Consider the following 22789-nt stretch of genomic DNA (forward strand, 5'->3'; position numbering starts at 1 on the left):
CTATAGGTTGCACTCGCTCACACTTATACGGGTTGCACCTTTTAAAAATGTTAAGCACCGCATAAAAACAGGCTTTGGATACAGAAGCCAGCTCTTTTTTCCAGCTAACCATTCATTAACAATCCATTCATTTTCCGGGTTGCAAACCAGGTCACATTTAACACGGTTGCACAAAGTTGCAACATGGTGGATATTTCACGCTAACGACAGAACACTATTAAAGAACAACAGGAGCTTTGGCATGGGTATGACCACCATGGGGGTTAAGCTGGATGACGCAACGCGCGAACGGATTAAGTCCGCAGCCACCCGCATTGACCGCACACCGCACTGGCTAATCAAGCAGGCAATTTTTAACTATCTGGAAAGACTGGAGAGTGAAGACGGTCTGCCAGAGCTGCCTGCCCTGCTGGCTGGCGCGGCGAATGAAAGCGAGGAAGCGCTGACCGCAGGCGATGAAAGCCATCAACCCTTCCTCGAATTCGCCGAGCAGATCCTGCCGCAATCCGTCAGCCGTGCCGCCATCACTGGCGCCTGGCGTCGTGCCGAAACCGATGCCGTGCCGATGCTGCTGGAGCAGGCTCGCCTGCCAGAAGCGATTGCCGCCCAGGCGCACAGCCTGGCCTATCAATTAGCCGACAAGCTGCGTAACCAGAAAACCGCCACTGGCCGCGCCGGGATGGTTCAGGGCCTGCTGCAGGAGTTCTCCCTCTCGTCACAGGAAGGCGTGGCACTGATGTGTCTGGCAGAAGCACTGCTGCGTATTCCGGATAAAGCCACCCGTGACGCGCTGATCCGCGACAAGATCAGCAACGGTAACTGGCAGTCACACATTGGCCGCAGCCCGTCGCTGTTCGTTAACGCCGCTACCTGGGGTCTGCTGTTTACCGGCAAGCTGGTCTCGACCCATAACGAAGCCAACCTCTCCCGTTCTTTAAACCGCATCATCGGCAAGAGCGGCGAACCGCTGATCCGCAAAGGCGTGGATATGGCGATGCGTCTGATGGGCGAGCAGTTTGTCACGGGTGAAACCATTGCCGAAGCGCTGGCAAACGCCCGCAAGCTGGAAGATAAAGGTTTCCGCTACTCGTATGACATGTTGGGTGAAGCGGCGCTGACCGCCGCCGACGCGCAAGCCTATATGGTCTCTTACCAGCAGGCGATCCACGCCATTGGTAAAGCGTCTAACGGTCGCGGTATTTATGAAGGCCCGGGCATCTCGATTAAACTGTCCGCACTGCACCCGCGCTACAGCCGTGCGCAGTACGACCGGGTGATGGAAGAACTTTACCCACGTCTGAAATCCCTGACCCTGCTGGCGCGCCAGTATGATATTGGTATCAACATCGATGCCGAAGAGGCCGACCGTCTGGAGATCTCCCTCGATCTGCTGGAAAAACTGTGCTTCGAGCCAGAGCTGGCAGGCTGGAACGGGATTGGTTTCGTTATTCAGGCGTACCAGAAGCGCTGTCCGTTCGTCATTGATTATCTGATTGACCTGGCAAGCCGCAGCCGTCGCCGCCTGATGATCCGCCTGGTGAAAGGCGCCTACTGGGATAGCGAAATCAAACGCGCCCAGATGGACGGTCTGGAAGGCTATCCGGTCTATACCCGCAAGGTATACACCGACGTCTCTTACCTCGCCTGCGCAAAAAAACTGCTCGGCGTACCGAACCTGATTTATCCGCAGTTTGCTACCCATAACGCCCATACGCTGGCAGCGATCTACAGCCTGGCCGGACAGAACTACTACCCGGGCCAGTATGAATTCCAGTGCCTGCACGGCATGGGTGAACCGCTGTATGAGCAGGTCACCGGTAAAGTGGCGGACGGCAAGCTGAACCGCCCATGCCGTATCTATGCCCCGGTGGGTACCCACGAAACCCTGCTGGCGTACCTGGTGCGCCGTCTGCTGGAAAACGGTGCGAACACCTCCTTCGTTAACCGCATTGCCGATACCACGCTGCCGCTTGATGAGCTGGTTGCCGATCCGGTGCAGGCCGTTGAGAAGATGGCGGCGCAGGAAGGGCAGATTGGTCTGCCACATCCGAAAATTGCCCTGCCGCGCGAGTTGTATGGCAAAGGCCGCGTGAACTCAGCGGGTCTGGATCTCGCCAACGAACACCGTCTGGCGTCCCTCTCCTCTGCCCTGCTCAACAGCGCGCTGCAGAAATGGCATGCCAAACCAATGCTGGAACAACCTGTCGCTGACGGTGAAATGCAGCCAGTGATTAACCCGGCGGAGCCAAAAGATATCGTCGGCTACGTGCGTGAAGCGACTGACGCGGAAGTGGATCAGGCGCTGGACAGCGCGGTGAATAACGCCCCTATCTGGTTCGCCACCCCTCCTGAGGAACGTGCCGCCATTCTGGAACGCGCTGCGGTGCTGATGGAAGATCAGATGCAACAGCTCATCGGCATTCTGGTGCGCGAAGCGGGTAAAACCTTCAGCAACGCCATCGCCGAAGTGCGCGAGGCCGTCGACTTCCTGCATTACTATGCCGGCCAGGTGCGTGATGATTTCGATAACGAAACCCACCGTCCGCTTGGCCCGGTCGTCTGTATCAGTCCGTGGAACTTCCCGCTGGCGATCTTCACCGGCCAGATTGCCGCTGCGCTTGCGGCGGGCAACAGCGTGCTGGCGAAACCGGCGGAACAGACCCCGCTGATTGCCGCCCAGGGCATTAACATCCTTCTGGAAGCCGGTGTTCCGGCAGGCGTGGTGCAACTGCTGCCTGGCCGGGGGGAAACCGTTGGTGCGAAGCTCACCGCTGATAACCGCGTGCGTGGCGTGATGTTCACCGGCTCGACCGAAGTGGCCTCCCTGCTGCAACGCAACATCGCCACCCGTCTTGATGCGCAAGGTCGTCCGACGCCGCTCATCGCGGAAACCGGTGGCATGAACGCCATGATCGTTGACTCCTCCGCGCTCACCGAGCAGGTGGTGGTTGACGTTCTGGCTTCCGCTTTCGACAGCGCCGGCCAGCGCTGCTCTGCCCTGCGCGTGCTGTGTCTGCAGGATGACGTGGCCGACCACACGCTGAAGATGCTGCGCGGCGCAATGTCCGAATGCCGTATGGGCAATCCGGGTCGTCTCACCACCGATATCGGGCCGGTGATCGACGCGGAAGCCAAAGCCAACATCGAAAACCACATTCAGACCATGCGTGCCAAAGGCCGTCCGGTGTTCCAGGCCGTACGTGAAACCAGTGAAGATGCCCGTGAGTGGCAGACCGGTACCTTTGTGCCACCAACGCTGATTGAACTGGCGAGCTTCGACGAACTGAAAAAAGAGGTCTTCGGTCCGGTACTCCACGTGGTGCGTTACAACCGTAACAACCTGAACGCGCTGATTGAGCAGATCAACGCTTCCGGCTATGGCCTGACGCTGGGTGTGCATACCCGTATTGACGAAACCATCGCCCAGGTCACCGGCAGCGCCAAAGTAGGCAACCTGTACGTGAACCGTAACATGGTGGGTGCCGTTGTGGGTGTGCAACCGTTCGGCGGCGAAGGCTTGTCCGGTACGGGTCCGAAAGCGGGTGGTCCGCTCTATCTGTACCGTCTGCTGGCGAACCGTCCGGAGAACGCGCTGGGTGTCACCCTGGCTCGTCAGGACGCGGACTATCCAGTGGATGCACAGCTGAAAACCGTGCTGACGCAGCCGCTGGAAGCGCTTATCACGTGGGCGGAAAAACGTCCTGAACTGCGCGCGCTGGCTCAGCAATATGGCGAGCTGGCGCAGGCGGGTACGCAGCGTCTGCTGCCGGGCCCAACCGGCGAGCGCAACACCTGGACGCTAATGCCGCGTGAGCGTGTACTGTGTGTGGCGGATAACGAGCAGGATGCGCTGGTGCAACTGGCTGCTGCTGCTGCGACCGGTTGTGAAGTGCTGTGGCCGGAAGATGCGCTGCATCGCGACCTGGCTAAACAGCTGCCGAAAGCAGTCTCGTCCCGCATTCACTTCGCGAAAGCGGATGCATTGCTGGCACAGCCGTTTGACGCCGTTATCTACCACGGTGATTCTGACCAGCTGCGCGAACTGTGCGAACAGGTCGCGGCCCGCAGCGGGGCGATTGTTTCGGTGCAGGGCTTCGCCCGCGGTGAAACCAACCTGTTGCTGGAGCGTCTGTACGTGGAGCGATCACTCAGCGTCAACACCGCCGCCGCAGGGGGTAACGCCAGCCTGATGACAATCGGCTAACGCTGTGCTAATAAGGCTCCGGAGACGGAGCCTTATTTTATTGGGGAGTGTATGAAACGAATTCTTATTGCAGGTGCAGCACTGCTGCTGAGCGCCAGCGCATTGGCCGACGAGTGCGGCAAAGCGACTACCCAGCTTGAACTGAACACCTGTAGCGCGCAGCAGTATCAGGCTGCCGATAAAAAGCTCAACCAGACGTATCAGGCCGCCATCAAGCGCGCGGCCCCCCCCCAGCGGGAGCTACTAAAAAAAGCACAACAGGCGTGGATCACCCTGCGTGATGCGGACTGCGCATTTATGGGGTCAGGAACCGAAGGTGGCAGCGTTCAGCCAATGATCATTAATCAGTGTCTGGCGGAAAAAACCGTTGAGCGCGAAGCGTTTCTGGCCTCGCTGATGCAGTGTGAAGAGGGCGACTTAAGCTGCCCTCTCCCGCCGGGGAACTAACGCACGCGGATCCCTTCAATGATCATCTGCTGTACGTTTTCCAGCGTGCTCTGGAAAAACGCCTCATCCTGGAGCGTTTTTCCGGTCACCGCCTTAACCTGGGCCGCAAAGTCAGCATAATGCTGAGTGGAGGCCCAAATCATAAAGATCAGATGATGCGGGTCGACCGGTGCCAGTTTCCCGCTGGCTACCCATCCGGCAATAATGGCTGATTTATCATCAACCAACTGCTTTAAATCCCCTGTCAATTCCGCCTGCAACAGCGGCGCGCCCTGCAGCATCTCCAGACAGAACAGCCTTGATGCCTGCGGGTAATCACGCGACACCTCCAGCTTCAGGCGAATGTACTCTTTGATCGCCACCAGCGGTGCCAGCTCTTGACGGAATGCTTTGAGGGGTGCCAGCCAGATATCAAGGATCTGCTGCATCACCGCCACATAGAGCGCCTCTTTCGACGGGTAGTAGTAGAGCAGATTGGTTTTGGACACTCCGGACTGCTCCGCCACCTGCTCCAGGCGCGTACCGTGAATACCAAACTGTGAAAAAGTCTCCAGCGCCGCGCTGAGGATGGCCTGCTTCTTGGCGCTCACGGCCTGCGAACGTTTACCGGGTGTTTTCACTGCGCCTTGTGTCATTCCTGCTCTCCTTATTCTGCATTGCCCTCAGCATAGCAAAACCCCTGTCTCGCCACGACATTCTGCACTCCGATCGCGCATGAGTGCCTGTTTTCTGTGCAATGTTTTTGACCATTTAGTCCACATTTTACATCACCAAATCACCAACCATCAGTTAACACATTAATAACAAAGTCATTTTAAAAACTGGCACTCCCTTTGCAAAACCGTAATCACCTGCAATGTAGTGAAGAGAGGTTCGTGATGAAAATTGGCGTATTTGTACCCATCGGCAACAACGGCTGGCTTATCTCGACCACCGCACCGCAATACATGCCGACCTTTGAGCTGAATAAAGCCATCGTGCAGAAAGCGGAGCACTACCATTTCGATTTTGCGCTTTCGATGATCAAACTGCGCGGCTTTGGCGGCAAAACCGAATTCTGGGATCACAACCTGGAATCCTTCACCCTGATGGCCGGACTGGCTGCTGTGACCTCGCGTATTCAGATCTACGCTACTGCCGCCACCCTCACCCTGCCCCCGGCGATTGTTGCACGGATGGCCTCCACCATCGACTCCATCTCCGGCGGGCGCTTTGGCGTCAATCTGGTGACCGGCTGGCAAAAACCGGAGTATGAACAGATGGGACTCTGGCCGGGTGACGATTACTTCTCACGTCGCTACGACTACCTCACCGAATACGTGCAGGTCCTGCGCGATCTGTGGGGCACCGGTAAAAGCGATTTCAAAGGTGACTTCTTCACCATGAATGACTGCCGCGTCAGCCCGCAGCCTTCTGTGCCAATGAAAGTGATCTGCGCCGGGCAGAGCGACGCGGGGATGGAATTCTCTGCTAAATACGCTGACTTCAACTTCTGCTTCGGGAAAGGCGTAAACACGCCTGCCGCCTTCGCCCCGACCGCCGCGCGGATGAAAGAGGCCGCCGACAAAACCGGGCGCGACGTAGGTTCCTACGTGCTGTTCATGGTGATTGCCGACGAAACCGACGACGCCGCACGCGCCAAATGGGAACGGTATAAAGCCGGGGCCGATGAAGAAGCGCTGAGCTGGCTCACCGAACAGAGCCAGAAAGATACCCGATCCGGCTCAGATACCAACGTGCGCCAGATGGCCGACCCGACTTCCGCTGTCAATATCAATATGGGCACGCTGGTCGGCTCGTATGCCAGCGTCGCCAGAATGCTGGATGAAGTGGCCGCAGTGCCAGGCGCTGAAGGCGTCCTGCTCACCTTCGATGATTTCCTCACCGGCGTTGAAACCTTCGGCGAGCGCATCCAGCCGCTGATGCAGTGCCGCGCCCATATTCCCGCTATCACAAAGGAGGTCGCGTAATGACGACACTTGCTGCACGTCCGGAAACCATCACGTTTGATGCACAGCAAAGCGCCCTGATTGTGGTGGATATGCAAAACGCTTACGCCAGCCAGGGCGGATATCTGGATCTGGCGGGGTTCGACGTCTCCGCCACCAAACCGGTGATTGAGAACATTAAAACCGCCGTTGCTGCCGCCCGCGCCGCTGGGATGCTCATTATCTGGTTCCAGAACGGCTGGGACGATCAATACGTGGAGGCTGGAGGGCCTGGCTCGCCCAACTTCCACAAATCGAACGCCCTGAAAACCATGCGCAAACGACCCGAGTTACAGGGCAAGCTGCTGGCAAAAGGCGGATGGGATTACCAGCTGGTGGATGAACTGGTTCCTGAGCCAGGCGATATCGTGCTGCCCAAACCACGCTACAGCGGCTTTTTCAACACCCCACTCGACAGCCTGCTGCGCAGCCGGGGTATTCGCCACCTGGTCTTCACCGGCATTGCCACCAACGTCTGTGTGGAATCCACGCTGCGTGACGGCTTTTTCCTTGAGTATTTCGGTGTCGTGCTGGAAGACGCGACGCATCAGGCCGGGCCGGAATTCGCCCAGAAAGCGGCTCTGTTTAATATCGAAACCTTTTTTGGCTGGGTGAGTAATGTGGCTGATTTCTGCGACGCCCTGAATCCCCCACTCGCCCGTATTGCCTGAGGAGAAACATGATGCCGAAATCCGTGATCATTCCCTCTGGCACCAGTACGCCAATTGCCCCGTTTGTTCCCGGCACGCTTGCCGATGGCGTGGTGTATGTCTCCGGCACGCTGCCATTTGATAAAGACAATAATGTGGTGTTTATCAACGACCCAAAGGCGCAAACGCGCCACGTGCTGGAGACGATCAAAAACGTGATCGAAACAGCGGGTGGCACCATGGAGGATGTGACCTTCAACAGCATCTTTATCACCGACTGGAAAAACTACGCCGCGATTAACGAAATCTACGCGGAGTTCTTCCCCGGTGATAAACCAGCCCGGTTCTGCATTCAGTGCGGACTGGTGAAGCCAGAGGCGCTCGTTGAGATTGCGTCCGTTGCGCACATTGCGAAGTGAGGCCGCCATGAAACTCTCTGTCTCATCACCCCCTTACGAAGGGGCACCCGTGGTGGTGCTAATTGCCGGACTCGGCGGCAGCGGCAGCTACTGGCTGCCGCAGTTGGCCACACTGGAGAAGGAGTATCAGGTGGTGTGCTATGACCAGCGCGGTACGGGCAATAATCCCGCCACCCTGCCGGAAGGTTATAGCCTCGCTGAGATGGCTGACGAGCTGGCGCAGGCACTGAATGATGCCGGGATCACGCGCTACTGCGTGGTGGGCCATGCGCTGGGAGCGCTGGTGGGTCTGCAACTGGCGCTCGATAAACCAGAATCGTTGACTGCGCTGGTGTGCGTCAACGGCTGGCTGACCCTTAACGCCCATACCCGCCGCTGCTTTCAGATCCGCGAGCGTCTGCTGCATGCGGGTGGTGCGCAAGCGTGGGTTGAGGCACAGCCGCTGTTCCTCTACCCGGCTGACTGGATGGCCGCCCGCGCACCGCGTCTTGAGGCAGAAGACGCCCTGGCGCTGGCCCACTTTCAGGGTAAAGCCAATCTGTTGCGCAGGCTGGACGCACTGAAAAAGGCCGACTTCAGCCGCCACGCCGCACGTATTCGCTGCCCGGTACACATCATCTGTTCTGTTGACGACATGCTGGTGCCTTCGGTGTGCTCCACGGAACTGCAGGTGGCGATCCCACACAGCCACAAGGCGGTGATGCGCCAGGGCGGACATGCCTGCAACGTCACCGAACCTGACATCTTTAACACCCTGCTGCTGAACGGGCTTGCCAGCCTGCTGCACAGCCCTGAACCCGCTTTATAAGGAGTTTTGATGAGCGAAGCCATTAACCCCACCGCGCTGGAGACGTTGTTTACTGCCGCGCGCACTCACAACGGCTGGCAGGACATTCCGGTCAGCGACGAGACGCTGCGCGAGATCTACAACCTGATGAAATGGGGCCCCACCTCTGCCAACTGCTCTCCGGCGCGGATTGTGTTTGTACGAAGTGCAGAGGGAAAAGAGAAGCTGCGCCCGGCCCTCTCCAGCGGCAACCTGGAGAAAACCCTTACCGCCCCGGTTACGGCCATTGTGGCCTGGGACGGGGAATTCTACGAACGCCTGCCAGAACTCTTCCCGCATGGCGATGCCAGAAGCTGGTTTACCTCAAGCCCGGCACTTGCCGAAGAGACCGCCTTTCGCAACAGTTCAATGCAGGCCGCATACCTTATCTTTGCCTGTCGTGCCCTGGGACTGGATACCGGCCCGATGTCCGGCTTTGACCGACAAAAGGTCGACGAGGTCTTTTTCACCGGCACAACGCTTAAAAGCAATCTGCTCATCAACATTGGCTACGGTGATACGAACAAACTTTACGGACGCCTGCCGCGTCTGGACTTCGACGATGCCTGCGGGCTGGCGTAAGGAGCGATGATGACAGTACCGGATAAACAAACCTTTCGTGACGCCATGGCCTGCGTCGGGGCAGCAGTCAATATCATTACTACCGACGGCCCGGCAGGGATGGCCGGCTTCACTGCCAGCGCAGTGTGCAGCGTCACGGATTCACCGCCCACCCTGCTAGTGTGCCTGAACCGTGGCGCATCGGTCTGGCCGACCTTTCGCGAGAACCGCACGCTTTGCGTGAATACCCTGAGCGCCGGGCAAGAGCCGCTATCCAACCTGTTTGGTGGTAAAACCCCCATGGAGGAACGCTTTGCCGCCGCACGCTGGCAGACGGGCGATACGGGTTGTCCGCGTCTGGAATCGGCGCTGGCCTCGTTTGACTGCCGGATCAGCCAGGTGGTCAGCGTGGGTACCCACGACATCCTGTTTTGCGACATTGTTTCGATTATTCGCCACCCCGCGCCGCAAGGGCTGGTGTGGTTCGACCGCGGCTACCACGCGCTTATGCGACCCGCCTGTTAACCCTCCTTAAGGAGACAGCTCATGGCAATGTTCGGATTTCCCCACTGGCAGTTGAAATCGACCTCCACAGAACCTGGCGTGGTCGCGCCGGATGAAAGGCTCCCTCTCGGGCAAACCCTGGTGATGGGCGTCCAGCACGCGGTCGCGATGTTTGGCGCCACGGTGCTGATGCCGATGCTAATGGGGCTTGACCCCAATCTCTCAATTTTGATGTCAGGTATCGGTACGCTGTTGTTCTTTTTTGTCACCGGCGGGCGCGTCCCCAGCTATCTGGGCTCCAGCGCCGCTTTTGTGGGGGTGGTCATCGCCACCACCGGGTTTAACGGCCAGGGGATCAACCCTAACCTGAGCGTGGCCCTCGGCGGCATCATCGCCTGCGGTCTGGTCTACACCCTGATCGGTCTGGTGGTGATGAAGATCGGAACACGCTGGATCGAGCGAATGATGCCGCCCGTCGTGACCGGGGCCGTGGTGATGGCGATTGGCCTGAACCTCGCGCCAATTGCGGTCAGAAGTGTTTCCGGCTCGCCGTTTGAAAGCTGGATGGCGGTGATCACCGTGCTCTGTATCGGTCTGGTGGCAGTGTTCACCCGGGGTATGATCCAGCGGCTGCTGATTCTGGTCGGGCTGATTGTCGCCTGTCTGGTCTATGCCCTGCTGACCAGTGTTTTTGGTTTTGGCAAACCGGTCGATTTTACCCTGCTTCATCAGGCTGCCTGGTTTGGCATGCCGCAGATCACCTCTCCCACCTTTAACACCCAGGCGATGATGCTCATCGCGCCTGTGGCGGTGATCCTGGTGGCAGAGAACTTAGGCCACCTGAAAGCAGTGGCGGGGATGACCGGGCGCAGTATGGACCCGTATATGGGCCGCGCATTTGTCGGTGACGGGCTGGCAACTATGCTCTCCGGCTCGGTGGGCGGCAGTGGCGTGACCACCTATGCTGAGAATATCGGCGTGATGGCGGTGACTAAAGTCTATTCGACACTGGTCTTTGTGGCGGCAGCGGTGATGGCCATGCTGCTCGGTTTCTCACCGAAATTCGGGGCTTTGATCCACACCATTCCGTCGCCGGTTATTGGCGGGGCATCCATTGTGGTGTTTGGGTTGATTGCCGTGGCCGGCGCGCGTATCTGGGTACAGCATCGCGTCGATCTCAGCCAGAACAGTAACCTGATTATGGTGGCGGTCACGCTGGTACTGGGTGCGGGCGATTTTGCCCTGACGCTGGGCGGGTTTACGATCGGCGGAATTGGTACGGCAACCTTTGGCGCGATTCTGCTTAACGCCCTGCTGAGCCGCCGGAAAGCGGCTGCACCGCAGGGCGAGGTCGTGCATCAGGAGTCGTGAAACCTGTATGTCGGGTAATGGCTACGCCTTACCCGACCTGCATGTTCAGTAAGAACAACAGGATGTTGCGTAATCACTCTTGCTCAAACAATCGTTCGATAGATTTTGTAGGGAAGAACAGAGAATTGCTGTTATCCCCTTGCAGCGGAATAAAACCTTGCTTCAGATAGAACCTTTTTGCCTGCTCATTAAGCGCATCAACAAAAAGGCCATGCACACCCACAGCCTGTGAAGCCAGGTAAACAACCCGCATAGCATGCGTGACGAGTGTTGTCCCCCATTCATTTCCCTGTAGTGTTTTATGAACAGCTAAACGTCCCAAAGTCACACTGGGTACGTTGGTATAGGGGATCCTGCGCTGCTGCGTCTTAGAAGGGAGCATCACTTTTTCAAAGCAACTTCCAGACAACGTGTAGTAGCCCAGCACGTGTGGATGGTCACGATCTTTTAGCAGATAGCCGCGCAAAATGCGCCCATTGTGCTGGCGCACCAGATGCTCTCTCAGGAAGGCATTTAGCGAGGGCTCACCACAATCGAAATCTTCGAAAGCGTATTCGGTTCCCTCTGAAAACATTTCGATCGTGAGATTTTCCACGACGCTTCACTCCATGTTTTTAAGACGCTTCGCGGCTCGCTTCAGGCGTTCATTCGGCTCGGGTGGATTGTCGATGGCATCCATTACGGCATTCCACGATGCTTCGTTTAATACGAGACGTCGATGCTGATCGATGACTTCTGCAGCACGTTCCGAAGCACTGTTCACCATAAACTGAGTGATCGTTTGATTCGTCATCGCCGCCGCTTCTTCAATCATTGTTTTGTCTTCGTCCGTTAAGCGAAGATCGATACGCTGTTTTTTAAGTGCTGGCATGATTTACTTTCTATGTACGGTATTTGTCCGTACATATCCTGGAGAAATCTGTGCATTTTTTCAATCAAAACCTTATTCAACGGTCAAATCACTCACCTCTCTCTGGCGCTTCCTCAGCTTTAGCTCACTCACCAGCACCCCAACGACGATGAACGCCGCACCAACCAGCGCCAGCAGCGGTAAACGTTCCCCAGCGAGTCGTCCGAAAATCCCGGCCCAGACGGGTTCTCCTGTGTAGATCACCGTCGCCCGCGTCGGGGATACGCTGCGCTGCGCCCAGTTCATGGTGACCTGAATAATGGCGCTAAAAATGCCCAGCCCCAGCGCGACCACAATCAACCCGGTGGACATCGGTGGCACAGACTCCCCTGCCGGAACCATCGTCGCAAACGCCACCAGCGATGCCGTAGCGAGCTGTACCACCGTCACCCGCTTAACGTCAACCTTGCCCGCCCAGGCGCTGATCAGAATAATTTCCGCCGCAATGGCAATGGCTCCCACCAGGGTGATGATCTCCCCCGGCCCCAGTGCCAGCAGGTTGTTTTCCGGCCCGGCAAGTAAAATCAGACCAATAAACGCCAGTACGATGCCAATACAGGACATCAGCCCCGGTAATCGCCCAAGACACAGCCACTGCAGTAACGGCACGAGCGGTACATACATGGCGGTGATAAACGCCGATTTACTGCTGGATATCGTCTGTAACCCCCACGTCTGCAGGCTGTAGCCCATCGCAATTGCCACCCCGATGGCGATGCCCGCCTTAAGCTCTTTAAGCGTCAGTCCACGCAGCGTTTTAAGCGATATCAGCCCCACGGCAATCGCTGCCGTCGCAAAGCGCAGACCAACAAAAAAGAATGGATCGCTGAGGGTCACCGCGTACTGGACGGCCAGAAAGGTCCCGCCCCAGAACATGGTGATAAGAATGAGGATGGCTTCCTGCGGTTTAACGGAGAATTTGAAGCGTGAGACAGACATGCGGCACCAGAAATTAACATCAATTCTGTAGTGTGCGTTGCCTTTGGTTACAGTTCAATGTTGCAGAAATAAAAAACCGCCGGGAAATCCCGGCGGCAGGGGTTCAACCCGGCGTATTACTTGTTACTGCCATGGCTGTTTTTACCCCCTTTTTTGCCAGCCTCTGATGCACGCTGAGGGTCATTTTTGAAGTTACCCCCGCTGGACTGGCCACCTTTACGACCTGCTTCTGATGCTCTTTCACGGTCTTCAGCGAAATTACCTGAACCACCACGATGGTTTGCCATCTCTAACCTCCAGGATGTGAAACATTAGACATCATATTGCATTCAGTAAAAGAGGATTCTTTCACCTCGCGACACAAGGTGATTACCTTTATCTGTGTCACGTGAGACTAAGCTTAGTGGAGTGAGGCGATCAGGCAAGTCACAGGTAATATCCTGCAACATGATCTCAGTCTTTCGTATGAGATTGCGTAACGGCCATTAATAAGCCTTTCTTATCGTTTCAAAAATCGACCGACAAAAAGTTGTTTCATTTTGCTACAAAGCGTTTTCTTGCCCATTTTGTTATAAATCAAAGAAATGCCGTTCATTTTTGCAGTCTGGCTGTGATGACATATCTTTAAATGAACGCAGCGATCCGCTGCCAGAAAAAACAAACGAGGAGTGATGCAAAATGGCAAAAGTTCTGGTGCTCTATTATTCCATGTATGGACACATCGAAACCATGGCTCACGCGGTAGCAGAAGGTGCAAACAGGGTGGATGGCGTTGAGGTTGTGGTGAAACGCGTACCGGAAACCATGCATGCGGAAGCCTTCGCCAAAGCCGGGGGAAAAACACAGAATGCCCCGGTCGCCACACCTCAGGAGCTGGCAGATTACGATGCCATTATCTTCGGGACACCTACCCGCTTTGGCAATATGTCCGGCCAGATGCGCACCTTCCTCGATCAAACCGGCGGGTTATGGGCCTCAGGCGCATTGTACGGCAAGCTTGCCAGCGTTTTCAGCTCCACCGGAACCGGTGGCGGCCAGGAACAAACAATCACCTCAACCTGGACGACCCTTGCTCATCACGGAATGGTGATCGTGCCGATTGGCTACGGCGCACAGGAGTTATTTGATGTTTCTCAGGTACGTGGCGGGACACCGTACGGTGCAACCACCATTGCCGGTGGCGATGGCTCCCGACAGCCGAGCAATGAAGAGCTCACTATCGCCCGCTATCAGGGTGAATATGTCGCAGGCCTCGCAAAAAAACTGAACGGCTAACCCAACAGGAGGACAAGTATGCCTACTCAAGAATCAAAAGCCCACCGCGTGGGTGAATGGGCAAGTTTACGCAATACCTCGCCGGAGATTGCCGAAGCCATTTTTGAAGTCGCAAAATATGACGAGAAGCTGGCAGAGCAGATTTGGGAAGAAGGCAGCGATGAAGTGCTAATGCGCGCCTTCGAAAAAACGGACAAAGACGCGCTCTTCTGGGGCGAGCAAACCATCGAACGTAAAAACGTCTGAAACAATCCCCCCCGCCAGTGCGGGGGGTATCTTCTATTTCGCCGCGTTGTTGATTACCGCATTGAATTTATCGACCGGACAGAAACCGTTGGCATCAACCGGACATCCCTTCAGTTCCAGCGTCACGCGCTGCGCCGGGGATTGCAGCGACAGCACGCTGGCGTTTCGCAGTTGCTCCGAACTCTGATAGACATACTCAATTTTCATCAGCTCCTGATTGGCATTTTTGTCATGCCAGCGCTGGAAGACAATCTTACCGCCAATCGGGGTACGTTCCTGCTGGTCGTGCAGCTGATACGGTTTGAAATCCAGCGCAGTGAGCAGCGAAGCAATGTTGGAATCATGCCCTACCAGCACGGTGATTTTGGGCGCTTTTGCCTGTTCGGTGACCAGCGTTTTATCAATGTACTTCACCAGAGGCTTCGCCACGTTTTGCGCCACTTCGGTAGAGGTAAATAGCGAATCCTGATAACCGTTTTTCAGCTTCGACAACACGCGCCACTGCTGGTCGGTTTTAATTTCGCCCCAGGCCACCTTATCGGCCGGGAAACCTTCGTAATACTGCAACGTAAACGCATCGACCAGCGAGTTACCCACTTTCAACGGTCCGGATACGCCGGGCTCTTTTTCATAGTCTGCGCTGAAGGTATCTTTCGCGTCTGCCAGCGAGCATATTTTCTTCTCTTTGCAGGACGGCGAATCGGCGTAATTGGTCATCTGCTCCAGCAGCTTATAGCTTTCCCCGAGCTGCATCTTCTGCCGTTCCGCTTCCATCGCCTTCAGCGCTTTTTCACGGAACTCCGGCGAGTTATCGGTAATCACCGGATTAAAGGTCGGATCCATGGTGCCCATTTTTTCCTGGTGATGCACAGGGATATCGCACCCAGGGAACGCCCCCGTGATGAAGAACTGCGCGGTGGCAACGGTACGTTGCAGGCTGTTGGCATAGGCGTAGACGCTATCCGCTGGCGGACATTCTCCCGTCTTCACCATCCCCTGCTCAGCCAGCCATTCCCGCATGTAATGGCCCATGTAGACTTCAAGCACGCCACCTTTGGTGGTGAGCTGACCGCCTGGCACCTCCCATTCCGGCCACTCCTTCGGCGTCGATTGTTCCAGTACGCTGCCGTTATTGGCGAGTGGCGCGCGCAGGTTATGCCGACTCATAATTAAAACTTGCTCCAGCTGATACCCTTCCGGCGTCTCTTGCGCCTGCACGCCAAATGTCGCTGAAATGGAACCGGCGATTGCCAGCGCGAGTAGTGCTTTTCTCATCCCTAATTCCTCACTCGTTTTAAATGTCGCGTTTAGTGTGACAGATTCGTGACACTTTTCCGGGAAGCATTTCTCAAACTGATGAATAACAGACTTACCCGGCAGACAGATTAGTTTTATAATAAAACCATACCCCGCCGGAGAATTGACTGTGAAACGTACCCGTCTTGAAGAGAGCACCTGCCCTGTAGCCCGTTCGCTGGATATCATTGGCGACTGGTGGTCATTGCTGATTGTTCGCGATGCGTTGCGGGGTATCACGCGCTTCGGTGAGTTCCAGAAAAGCCTCGGTATTGCGAAAAACATGCTGACCACGCGTCTGAAACTGCTGGTCGACGAAGGTATCCTCACACTCCAGCCGGCATCCGACGGCAGCGCCTGGCAGGAGTATGTCCTGACCGATAAAGGGCGCGCCCTGCAGACGGTACTGGTTGCTCTGTCGCAGTGGGGCAATGAATTTTTGTTTGCTGAAGACGAATTCGGCACCGTGCTGGTCGATACCGAACAGCGTAAACCTCTGCGTAAACTGGCACTTATCGCCGACGATGGCCGCGAACTGACACCTGAAGAGATCGTGCCCAAACTCCCCTCCTGACCCGCCTCGCCAGGCAAAAACAAAAAATTGCCAGTAAAATGGTTGCATTATAAAACCAAATGGCAGAGAGTGGATTCAGTTTCATATTGAAACCAAATAACCCACTTTGCTCAGAGGTAACACACGATGACTACGCAACTCACTACCGCCCTGATTACGGGTGCCTCTTCCGGAATTGGTGCTGTTTATGCCGATCGTCTTGCTGCGCGCGGTGCCAACCTGGTGCTGGTTGCCCGACGTGAAGCGCGTCTGCAAACGCTGGCCGCGGATCTTCGTAAGCGCTATGGCGTATCAGTCGACATTCTGGTCGCCGATCTGACCGAGGAAACCGGGATCCGCGCCGTGGAAGAGGAACTACGCAGCAATACCGCTATCGACACGCTGATTAACAACGCGGGCACGGCGCAGATGGCGCCCTTCCTCGCGGGCGATGTGGCGCAGCATCAGGCGATTAATACCCTTAACACCACGGCATTGATGCGTTTGACGTATGCGATCCTGCCGCGTCTGGCGCAGAACAATCGCGGTACGCTGATCAATATCGCCTCGGTATTGTCCCTGCATGTGCGGGCGGGTAGCGCGCTGTACAGTGCCACCAAGGCGTGGGTGCTTAGCTTTACACGCGGGCTACAGGAAGAGTTTGCCGACAGCAATGTGCGTATTCAGGCTGTTTTACCTGCCGCCACGGCTACAGAGATCTGGAGTCATTCTGGTGTGACGGTTAACGATCTGCCGGAAGGCTCAGTGATGACGACCGACGATATGGTTGATGCCTCACTGGCGGGTCTGGATCAGGGCGAACTGATCACCATTCCACCGATGCATGATGTCAGCCTGTGGGATCGCTACGAAGTCGCACGTCTTGAGCTGTTTAACAGCGCGCGCACCGGTATTCCGGCACCGCGCTATGTCAAACAGTAGTCTATCGTTTGAGCTGGTCGCCGTATTCACGCATCCAGGCGGCCAGCGGCGAGAGCGCGCCCTGTAGGGTTAACCCCAGTTCAGTTATCTGATACTCCACACGCGGCGGGATCTCCGGGTAAATCGTGCGCGACACCAGCCCGCGCTGCTCGAACAAACGCAATTGTTTCGTTAGCTCTTTTTGCGTAATGGGAGCGGCGGCGCGCAACAGATCGCCAAAGCGAACCGGTGTATTCAACACAATCAGGCGATAGAGGATCGGGAGCGCCCATTTACCCGAAATCAGGTTCACAAACTGGGTCATCGGACACAGATAAACGTCAGATTTTTTTTCGCCGGGAACATCGAGTAATTCCGCCATCGCACACCTCTTGCCTCATTAGTATCCAAACGGTACCTGGTTTCTTTTCGATACTAACGTTTCTATAGTGCTTTCTCCAGAGTCATTTCAGGAGAAGAACATGGGTCGTTTAGCAGGTAAATATACGCTGATTACCGGCGGGACCAGCGGCATAGGTCTTGCCACCGCGCAGGAGTTTATCGCCGAAGGGGCATACGTGGCCGTCACCGGACGTCATCCCGAAACCCTTGCCGAAGCGCAACGCATTCTGGGCGACAAAGCTTGGGTGATCCCCTCTGATGCGGGAGATATCGCCGCACAAAAAGCGCTGACGGAGATGCTCGCCTCCCGCTGGCCGCGGCTGGATGCCGTCTTTATCAACGCCGGAGACGTGACGCACGGTCTGCTGGAAGAGTGGCAGGAAGATGCCTGGGATCGTCTGATGCGCATCAACCTGAAAGGGCCGTTTTTTTTGATTCAGGCCCTGTTACCGCTGCTCAATAATCCTTCCTCAGTAATCCTCTGTGGGTCCGTGAGCGCGCGTATCGGTCTGCCCGCCAGCAGCGTTTATGCGGCAAGCAAGGCGGGGTTACTGTCGCTGGCCCGCACGCTATCAGCAGAGCTGCTGTCGCGCGGTATTCGCGTCAACGGTTTAAGCCCGGGTCCGGTAGAAACCCCGGCGCTCAATAAGCTGGGGTTAAGCGACGAAGCGCAGAAAGCCTTACAGGGGGATATTGCAAACCTGGTACCGCTGGGAAGAATGGGGACGCCGAAAGAGCTGGCGAAAGCCGCGCTCTATCTGGCCTCCGACGAATCGAGCTACACGGTAGGTACGGAACTGCTGGTCGACGGCGGAACAGGAAACCTGTAATTCAAAAGGCGCTGATGCCGGTAACAATGCCGACGTACAGCGCCGCCCATACGGCCGCAGAGAACAGACTGACGACGTATACCTTCGCCACGTTAAGCCTGAGCATACCCGCTGCCAGCGGCACGATATAGCGCAGCACCGCCAGAAAACGTGCAGTGAACAGCACCAGCACGCCGTTTTTCTGTAGCTGATGTTGCACCCGTAAAAATTTGTCGGCATGTTTTGCGGTGAAGCGTGCCACCCACCGCGTGTTCCCCATCAACTGCCCGATATGGTAATTCAGGATCGAACCCGTCGTTGCACCTATTACCACGGCCAGCCATGCCAGCGCAGGATGCATGCTAGCCTGGCTGAAGGTAATGCCCGCCAATAGCATCACCGAGGCAGGCGGCAGTACGGAAGAGATCAGCACCGTCGATTTACTCAGTGCCATGATAAACAACACCGCAAAAAGGTGTGCCGGATAAAGCGCAAAATGATTCAGCAGATTGTCGAGCCACGTCATTTTCCCCTCCTCCATTTTTCTTTTCACTCTCCATTTAAAATGAACAACCTTAAATAAACCTTCAACATTCCATTAATAAGATTCTCCTAAACCATTCTTAAACATTATTTAAAATTCTGAGCGGCAAAATAAAATAAGCGTATTATTTCTTTCGTTTTACAACGATCTCGTTATGGCGAGGCTCCTGTACAAATACACGTTATCGCTCTGGTGGGTTCGAGAGAACCGGCACAGGGTAAAACAGGCACTGTCGAATCAAGGCTTTGTCAGTATAACTTCCCTCGCGGGATACGGTGTACAGTGCTGAAACCAGGACGTGGGGATCTCCTCTTCGACATGCCCTGTCTTGCTCGCCCCTGAGAGATTTTATTATTCAAAGGGAATTCACTATGTCTTACGCTATTCACAACCAAAACCTGGCATTCAATGACAGCGCCATCGCGCAATATATGAATACCGATTTTATTGTCCTCGATATTTCATTATGCGTGGCGCTGGCACGCGAGCAATTCTTCGAGAAATTAAAAGATGATGATATCCCGTCACATATTTTTATTGAAGATAATGGTCGCCTGGCGGGCATGATTGCGGTGCGCAAATTACTGCAGACCACCGATACGGTACAACCGGTGAGGGCGCTGATGATTTCGCAGTTTCTGCAGGTCAAACCGGAGGATGAACGCGCCGATGTCGCAGGCCTGCTGGCACACGGTGGTGCGGATGTCGTGCCTGTGGTCACCCATGGAAAGCTGGTTGGCTGCCTCACCGAGCGCGAAATTGCACATCTGCTGGAAGATGACGTTACGGAAGATGCCCAGTTGCAGGGGGCCACGTTGCCGCTGGAAAAACCCTATCTGGAAACCAGCGCCTTCAGTCTGTGGAAGAAACGCTCCGTCTGGTTGCTGCTGTTGTTTGTCGCAGAAGCCTACACCAGTTCAGTGATTCAACATTTCGAAGACGCTCTGGAATCCGCCATCGCGCTGGCGTTCTTTATCCCGCTGCTGATTGGTACCGGTGGTAACAGCGGAACGCAGATCACCTCCACACTGGTGCGCGCCATGGCACTGGGGGAAGTGCATCTGCGTGATGTTGGCCGCGTGCTGCGTAAAGAGATGAGCACCTCGCTGATGATTGCCGCCACGCTGGGTCTTGCCGGGTGCATCCGCGCCTGGATGATGGGAATAGGGATGGAAATCACGCTCATCGTCAGTTTGACCCTGGTCTGCATTACGCTGTGGAGTGCGATTGTCTCATCCGTCATTCCGATGGTGCTTAAGCGCTGTGGCATTGATCCGGCCGTCGTCTCCGCGCCGTTTATCGCCACGCTGATCGACGGTACCGGGCTGATTATCTACTTCAAGATCGCGCAATATACGCTGGGGCTGGAGTAACGTAGTTCCTTGCCCGGCGGCGCTACGCTTGCACGGGCCTACGGGAATGGCAGGACGGGTAAGCGCAGCGCACCAGGCAAAACTCAGTTCGCGCCAAGCGTTCTCACCGCCAGCCCAAACGCCTCAATCGCCAGCGCGACATCTTCAGCCATCACCGACTCCGCCGGATGGTGGCTGATGCCCCCCTTGCAACGCACGAACAGCATCCCGACTGGCCATCGCTCCGCCAGAGCGATGGTGTCATGCCCGGCACCGCTGGGCAGGGATAACGATCGTTCTTGTACCGACTCAACGGCCTGCCCCAGTAGACGTTGCAAACGCGTATCGCATGGCGTGGCGGCGATGCGGTAAAACTCTTCGGCAGCAAAATGCATCCCGCGCCGGGCCGCTATCGTCTGTGCCTGTGCCAGCAGTTCAGTAAGTAGCGCGTCAAGCGGAGCGTCCTGCGGGCCACGAATATCCAGCGAAAGCGCAACCTCACCGGGGATCACGTTGACCGCACCGGGCAAACAGCGTAGCTCACCGACCGTCGCGACCAGATTGCCGCCGTGTTGCAGAGTGGTGTTTTCAATCTGCACCATCCATTCAGCGGCCGCCGCCAGTGCGTCTTTGCGATGATTCATGGGTACGGTCCCGGCATGCCCGGCCTCACCGGTAAAGCGACAGTTCAGGCGGCGAGCACCGTTGATGGCTTCCACCACCCCCAACGCCAGACTTTCCTGCTCAAGACACGGTCCCTGTTCGATATGCAGTTCCAGACAGGCGCTGAAATCGTCCTGATGGCGTGCCGCCAGTGCCACGCGTGAAGGATCGAGTCCTGCCTGCACCATCGCCTGCGCCACGCTGATGCCACCGGCATCACTCGTCTCCAGCCAGCCCTGCGGCCAGGTTCCCGTCAGACCACGGCTACCTAATAGCGTGATGCCAAAGCGGGTGCCTTCTTCATCACCAAAGCCGACAATCTCGATGGCCTGTGCCAGGCGAATACCCTGCTGATGCAGACTGTCCACCACTTCGATTGCGGTGAGCACACCCAGCATGCCGTCGTAGCGCCCGGCATTGCGCACCGTGTCCAGGTGCGAACCCAGCAACACCGCCCGGGCGCCCTCTCGCTCGCCTTCGTAACGTCCGCAAATATTACCCACGCTGTCCTGCCAGACGGTCATCCCCGCCTGACTCATCCACTGCCCGACAAGCTGGTTGGCCTGTAAATGCTGCGTGGAGAGATACACCCGTGTCAGCGCATCCGGGTTTTCGCTGATGGCGGCCAGCGCGTCGGCACGCGCCATCACCCGTTCTGCCGCCGGGCTCATTCTGGCGTCTCACTGCGGTAGTGATCCCACGCGGCCTGCATCGCCGCACCCTGCGTGGTGGTAAATTTCAGGTAGTTGAGTACCGACTCCAGCGCGCTCAGGGTCGTCATCACGCAGTCTTTACGCGCGTTGTAGCCCATGGTGCCAATGCGCCATACCTTGCCGTGCAGCGGACCAAACGACGTGCCGATTTCAATCCCGAAATCCTCCAGCATCAGCTTGCGCACCTGATCGCCATTCACGCCCTGAGGGATCACCACACCCAGCACGTTGTTCATCTTGTGCTTCAGGTCACCGAAGGTTTCCAGCCCCATCGCCTGAATACCTTTCAGTAGCGCATCGCCGTGCAACTTATGGCGGGCAATGCCGTTATCCAGCCCTTCCTGCAGGATCAGCCGCGCACATTCGCGGGCGCCAAACAGCGCGGTGGTCGCTTCGGTGTGGTGGTTGAGACGCTCTGGCCCCCAGTAGTCCATGACCATACCGAGATCGAAGTAGTTGGAGTAGATCATCTCCTCATCGCCGTCGCGGTGGGCATCCGTACGGATGCCCTCTTCCACGCATTTACGACGGCGGATGGCCTCTTCCATCCGCGTGCTAAGGGTTATGGGCGATGTCCCTGACGGACCGCCGAGGCACTTCTGCATCCCGGCCGAGACCGCGTCCAGCCCCCAGGCGTCACTCTCCAGCGCGTTACCACCAAGCGATGCGGTGGCATCGGTGTAAAACAGCACGTCGTAACGGCGGCAGATGGCACCCAGCTCCGCGAGCGGTTGCAGCATGGTGGTGGAGGTATCGCCCTGCACGGTCAGCAGCAGGCGCGGGCGCACGCGTTTGATGGCATCTTCAACCTGATCCGGGGTGAACACCTCGCCCCACGGTACCTCGATGGTATGCACTTCGGCGCGACAGCGACGGGCAATTTCGCACAGCAGATGGCCAAAGCGACCAAACACCGGCACCAGCACTTTGTCTCCCGGACGAATGGCCGACACCAGAATCGCTTCAATCCCCGCGCGGGAAGTGCCATCCACCAGCATCGTCCAGCGGTTTTCGGTACGGAACACCCCACGGTAGAGCGCCATCACCTCATTCATATAGTGAGTCATGGCCGGATCGTACTGGCCGATCAGCTGGCTCGACATGGCGCGCAGCACGCGCGGGTCGGCGTTGATCGGCCCCGGCCCCATCAGCAGACGCTGCGGCGGATTGATTTGCGGAAAATGTGCGATGTCCAT

The 22789-nt window shown here is 56.7% G+C and carries 25 protein-coding genes and 1 riboswitch; of the genes, 15 read left to right on the forward strand and 10 right to left on the reverse strand.

Annotated elements, in window-relative coordinates:
* Positions 1–241: 241 nt before the first annotated feature.
* Positions 242–4204, forward strand: a complete 3963-nt coding sequence (putA, locus tag HED65_RS08760; protein WP_114978262.1) for a trifunctional transcriptional regulator/proline dehydrogenase/L-glutamate gamma-semialdehyde dehydrogenase — start codon at positions 242–244, stop codon at positions 4202–4204.
* Positions 4205–4255: 51 nt separating this feature from the next.
* Positions 4256–4651 carry a lysozyme inhibitor LprI family protein gene (locus tag HED65_RS08765; protein WP_114978263.1) on the forward strand — a complete coding sequence of 132 codons (396 nt, stop codon included), beginning with the start codon at positions 4256–4258 and terminating at the stop codon, positions 4649–4651.
* On the opposite strand, the gene rutR is transcribed toward HED65_RS08765, so the two are convergent.
* Entirely contained in the window at positions 4648–5286 is a 639-nt protein-coding gene (gene rutR, locus HED65_RS08770) for an HTH-type transcriptional regulator RutR (RefSeq protein ID WP_114978264.1), read from the reverse strand. The two genes, HED65_RS08765 and rutR, sit on opposite strands and share 4 nt — an antisense overlap.
* Positions 5287–5529: 243 nt before the next feature.
* Between rutR and rutA the strand changes: the two genes are divergently transcribed.
* The 7 genes from rutA to rutG are packed head-to-tail and all read left to right on the forward strand — an operon-like array spanning position 5530 to position 10970.
* Positions 5530–6621 (forward strand): pyrimidine utilization protein A, encoded by a 1092-nt coding sequence (gene rutA / locus HED65_RS08775; RefSeq protein WP_114978265.1) that lies wholly within the window; start codon positions 5530–5532, stop codon positions 6619–6621.
* On the forward strand, positions 6621–7310 hold the full coding sequence (gene rutB, locus HED65_RS08780; RefSeq protein ID WP_114978266.1) for a pyrimidine utilization protein B: 690 nt from the start codon (positions 6621–6623) through the stop codon (positions 7308–7310). Before rutA ends, rutB begins: the two co-directional genes overlap by 1 nt.
* A gap of 11 nt (positions 7311–7321) precedes the next feature.
* The gene (gene rutC, locus HED65_RS08785; protein WP_114978267.1) at positions 7322–7708 is read left to right on the forward strand and encodes a pyrimidine utilization protein C; all 387 of its coding nucleotides are present in this window, start codon (positions 7322–7324) and stop codon (positions 7706–7708) included.
* Between the two features lie 7 nt (positions 7709–7715).
* On the forward strand, positions 7716–8516 hold the full coding sequence (rutD, locus tag HED65_RS08790) for a pyrimidine utilization protein D (protein WP_114978268.1): 801 nt from the start codon (positions 7716–7718) through the stop codon (positions 8514–8516).
* A 9-nt stretch (positions 8517–8525) separates the two neighbouring features.
* Positions 8526–9116, forward strand: a complete 591-nt coding sequence (locus tag HED65_RS08795; protein ID WP_114978269.1) for a malonic semialdehyde reductase — start codon at positions 8526–8528, stop codon at positions 9114–9116.
* Positions 9117–9125: 9 nt separating this feature from the next.
* On the forward strand, positions 9126–9620 hold the full coding sequence (rutF, locus tag HED65_RS08800) for an NADH-dependent FMN reductase RutF (protein ID WP_114978270.1): 495 nt from the start codon (positions 9126–9128) through the stop codon (positions 9618–9620).
* 21 nt (positions 9621–9641) lie between these two features.
* Positions 9642–10970 carry a pyrimidine utilization transport protein G gene (gene rutG / locus HED65_RS08805; RefSeq protein WP_114978271.1) on the forward strand — a complete coding sequence of 443 codons (1329 nt, stop codon included), beginning with the start codon at positions 9642–9644 and terminating at the stop codon, positions 10968–10970.
* 73 nt (positions 10971–11043) lie between these two features.
* Here the strand turns inward: rutG and HED65_RS08810 are convergent, their stop codons facing one another.
* The 4 genes from HED65_RS08810 to HED65_RS08825 form a co-directional block, all read right to left on the reverse strand.
* Entirely contained in the window at positions 11044–11565 is a 522-nt protein-coding gene (locus HED65_RS08810) for a GNAT family N-acetyltransferase (RefSeq protein ID WP_114978272.1), read from the reverse strand.
* Between the two features lie 6 nt (positions 11566–11571).
* Positions 11572–11841 carry a type II toxin-antitoxin system TacA family antitoxin gene (locus tag HED65_RS08815; RefSeq protein ID WP_028019121.1) on the reverse strand — a complete coding sequence of 90 codons (270 nt, stop codon included), beginning with the start codon at positions 11839–11841 and terminating at the stop codon, positions 11572–11574.
* Between the two features lie 72 nt (positions 11842–11913).
* Positions 11914–12819: a DMT family transporter gene (locus HED65_RS08820; RefSeq protein ID WP_114978273.1), complete on the reverse strand. Its 906-nt coding sequence runs from the start codon at positions 12817–12819 to the stop codon at positions 11914–11916.
* Between the two features lie 116 nt (positions 12820–12935).
* A complete protein-coding gene (locus HED65_RS08825; RefSeq protein ID WP_001273664.1) occupies positions 12936–13106 on the reverse strand; it encodes a con-10 family general stress protein in 171 nt (56 codons plus the stop codon).
* 391 nt (positions 13107–13497) lie between these two features.
* Between HED65_RS08825 and wrbA the strand changes: the two genes are divergently transcribed.
* Positions 13498–14094 (forward strand): NAD(P)H:quinone oxidoreductase, encoded by a 597-nt coding sequence (gene wrbA, locus HED65_RS08830; protein ID WP_114978274.1) that lies wholly within the window; start codon positions 13498–13500, stop codon positions 14092–14094.
* A gap of 18 nt (positions 14095–14112) precedes the next feature.
* Complete coding sequence (locus tag HED65_RS08835) at positions 14113–14340, forward strand: YccJ family protein (protein ID WP_028019124.1); 228 nt, start codon at positions 14113–14115, stop codon at positions 14338–14340.
* A gap of 33 nt (positions 14341–14373) precedes the next feature.
* Here the strand turns inward: HED65_RS08835 and agp are convergent, their stop codons facing one another.
* Complete coding sequence (gene agp / locus HED65_RS08840; protein ID WP_114978275.1) at positions 14374–15615, reverse strand: bifunctional glucose-1-phosphatase/inositol phosphatase; 1242 nt, start codon at positions 15613–15615, stop codon at positions 14374–14376.
* A 151-nt stretch (positions 15616–15766) separates the two neighbouring features.
* Between agp and HED65_RS08845 the strand changes: the two genes are divergently transcribed.
* Positions 15767–16210, forward strand: coding sequence for a winged helix-turn-helix transcriptional regulator (locus HED65_RS08845; protein WP_114978276.1), 444 nt, complete (start codon positions 15767–15769; stop codon positions 16208–16210).
* A 126-nt stretch (positions 16211–16336) separates the two neighbouring features.
* On the forward strand, positions 16337–17131 hold the full coding sequence (locus HED65_RS08850) for an SDR family NAD(P)-dependent oxidoreductase (RefSeq protein WP_114978277.1): 795 nt from the start codon (positions 16337–16339) through the stop codon (positions 17129–17131).
* A 1-nt stretch (position 17132) separates the two neighbouring features.
* Here HED65_RS08850 and HED65_RS08855 read toward each other — a convergent pair whose 3' ends face one another.
* A complete protein-coding gene (locus HED65_RS08855; RefSeq protein WP_114978278.1) occupies positions 17133–17492 on the reverse strand; it encodes a winged helix-turn-helix transcriptional regulator in 360 nt (119 codons plus the stop codon).
* A gap of 100 nt (positions 17493–17592) precedes the next feature.
* On the opposite strand from HED65_RS08855, the gene HED65_RS08860 reads away from it, so the two are divergent.
* Positions 17593–18342: an SDR family oxidoreductase gene (locus HED65_RS08860; protein WP_114978279.1), complete on the forward strand. Its 750-nt coding sequence runs from the start codon at positions 17593–17595 to the stop codon at positions 18340–18342.
* A 1-nt stretch (position 18343) separates the two neighbouring features.
* Here the strand turns inward: HED65_RS08860 and HED65_RS08865 are convergent, their stop codons facing one another.
* Entirely contained in the window at positions 18344–18847 is a 504-nt protein-coding gene (locus HED65_RS08865) for a DedA family protein (RefSeq protein ID WP_114978280.1), read from the reverse strand.
* A gap of 159 nt (positions 18848–19006) precedes the next feature.
* Positions 19007–19176, forward strand: a riboswitch (M-box (ykoK) riboswitch).
* A gap of 60 nt (positions 19177–19236) precedes the next feature.
* Here HED65_RS08865 and HED65_RS08870 point away from each other — a divergent pair.
* On the forward strand, positions 19237–20238 hold the full coding sequence (locus HED65_RS08870; RefSeq protein WP_114978281.1) for a magnesium transporter: 1002 nt from the start codon (positions 19237–19239) through the stop codon (positions 20236–20238).
* 83 nt (positions 20239–20321) lie between these two features.
* Here the strand turns inward: HED65_RS08870 and hpxK are convergent, their stop codons facing one another.
* Positions 20322–21551, reverse strand: a complete 1230-nt coding sequence (gene hpxK / locus HED65_RS08875) for an allantoate amidohydrolase (protein ID WP_114978282.1) — start codon at positions 21549–21551, stop codon at positions 20322–20324.
* On the reverse strand, positions 21548–22789 hold the full coding sequence (locus HED65_RS08880; RefSeq protein WP_114978283.1) for a pyridoxal-phosphate-dependent aminotransferase family protein: 1242 nt from the start codon (positions 22787–22789) through the stop codon (positions 21548–21550). Before HED65_RS08880 ends, hpxK begins: the two co-directional genes overlap by 4 nt.

This window comes from Pantoea sp. LS15, from assembly GCF_012241585.1.
GTDB lineage: Bacteria > Pseudomonadota > Gammaproteobacteria > Enterobacterales > Enterobacteriaceae > Enterobacter.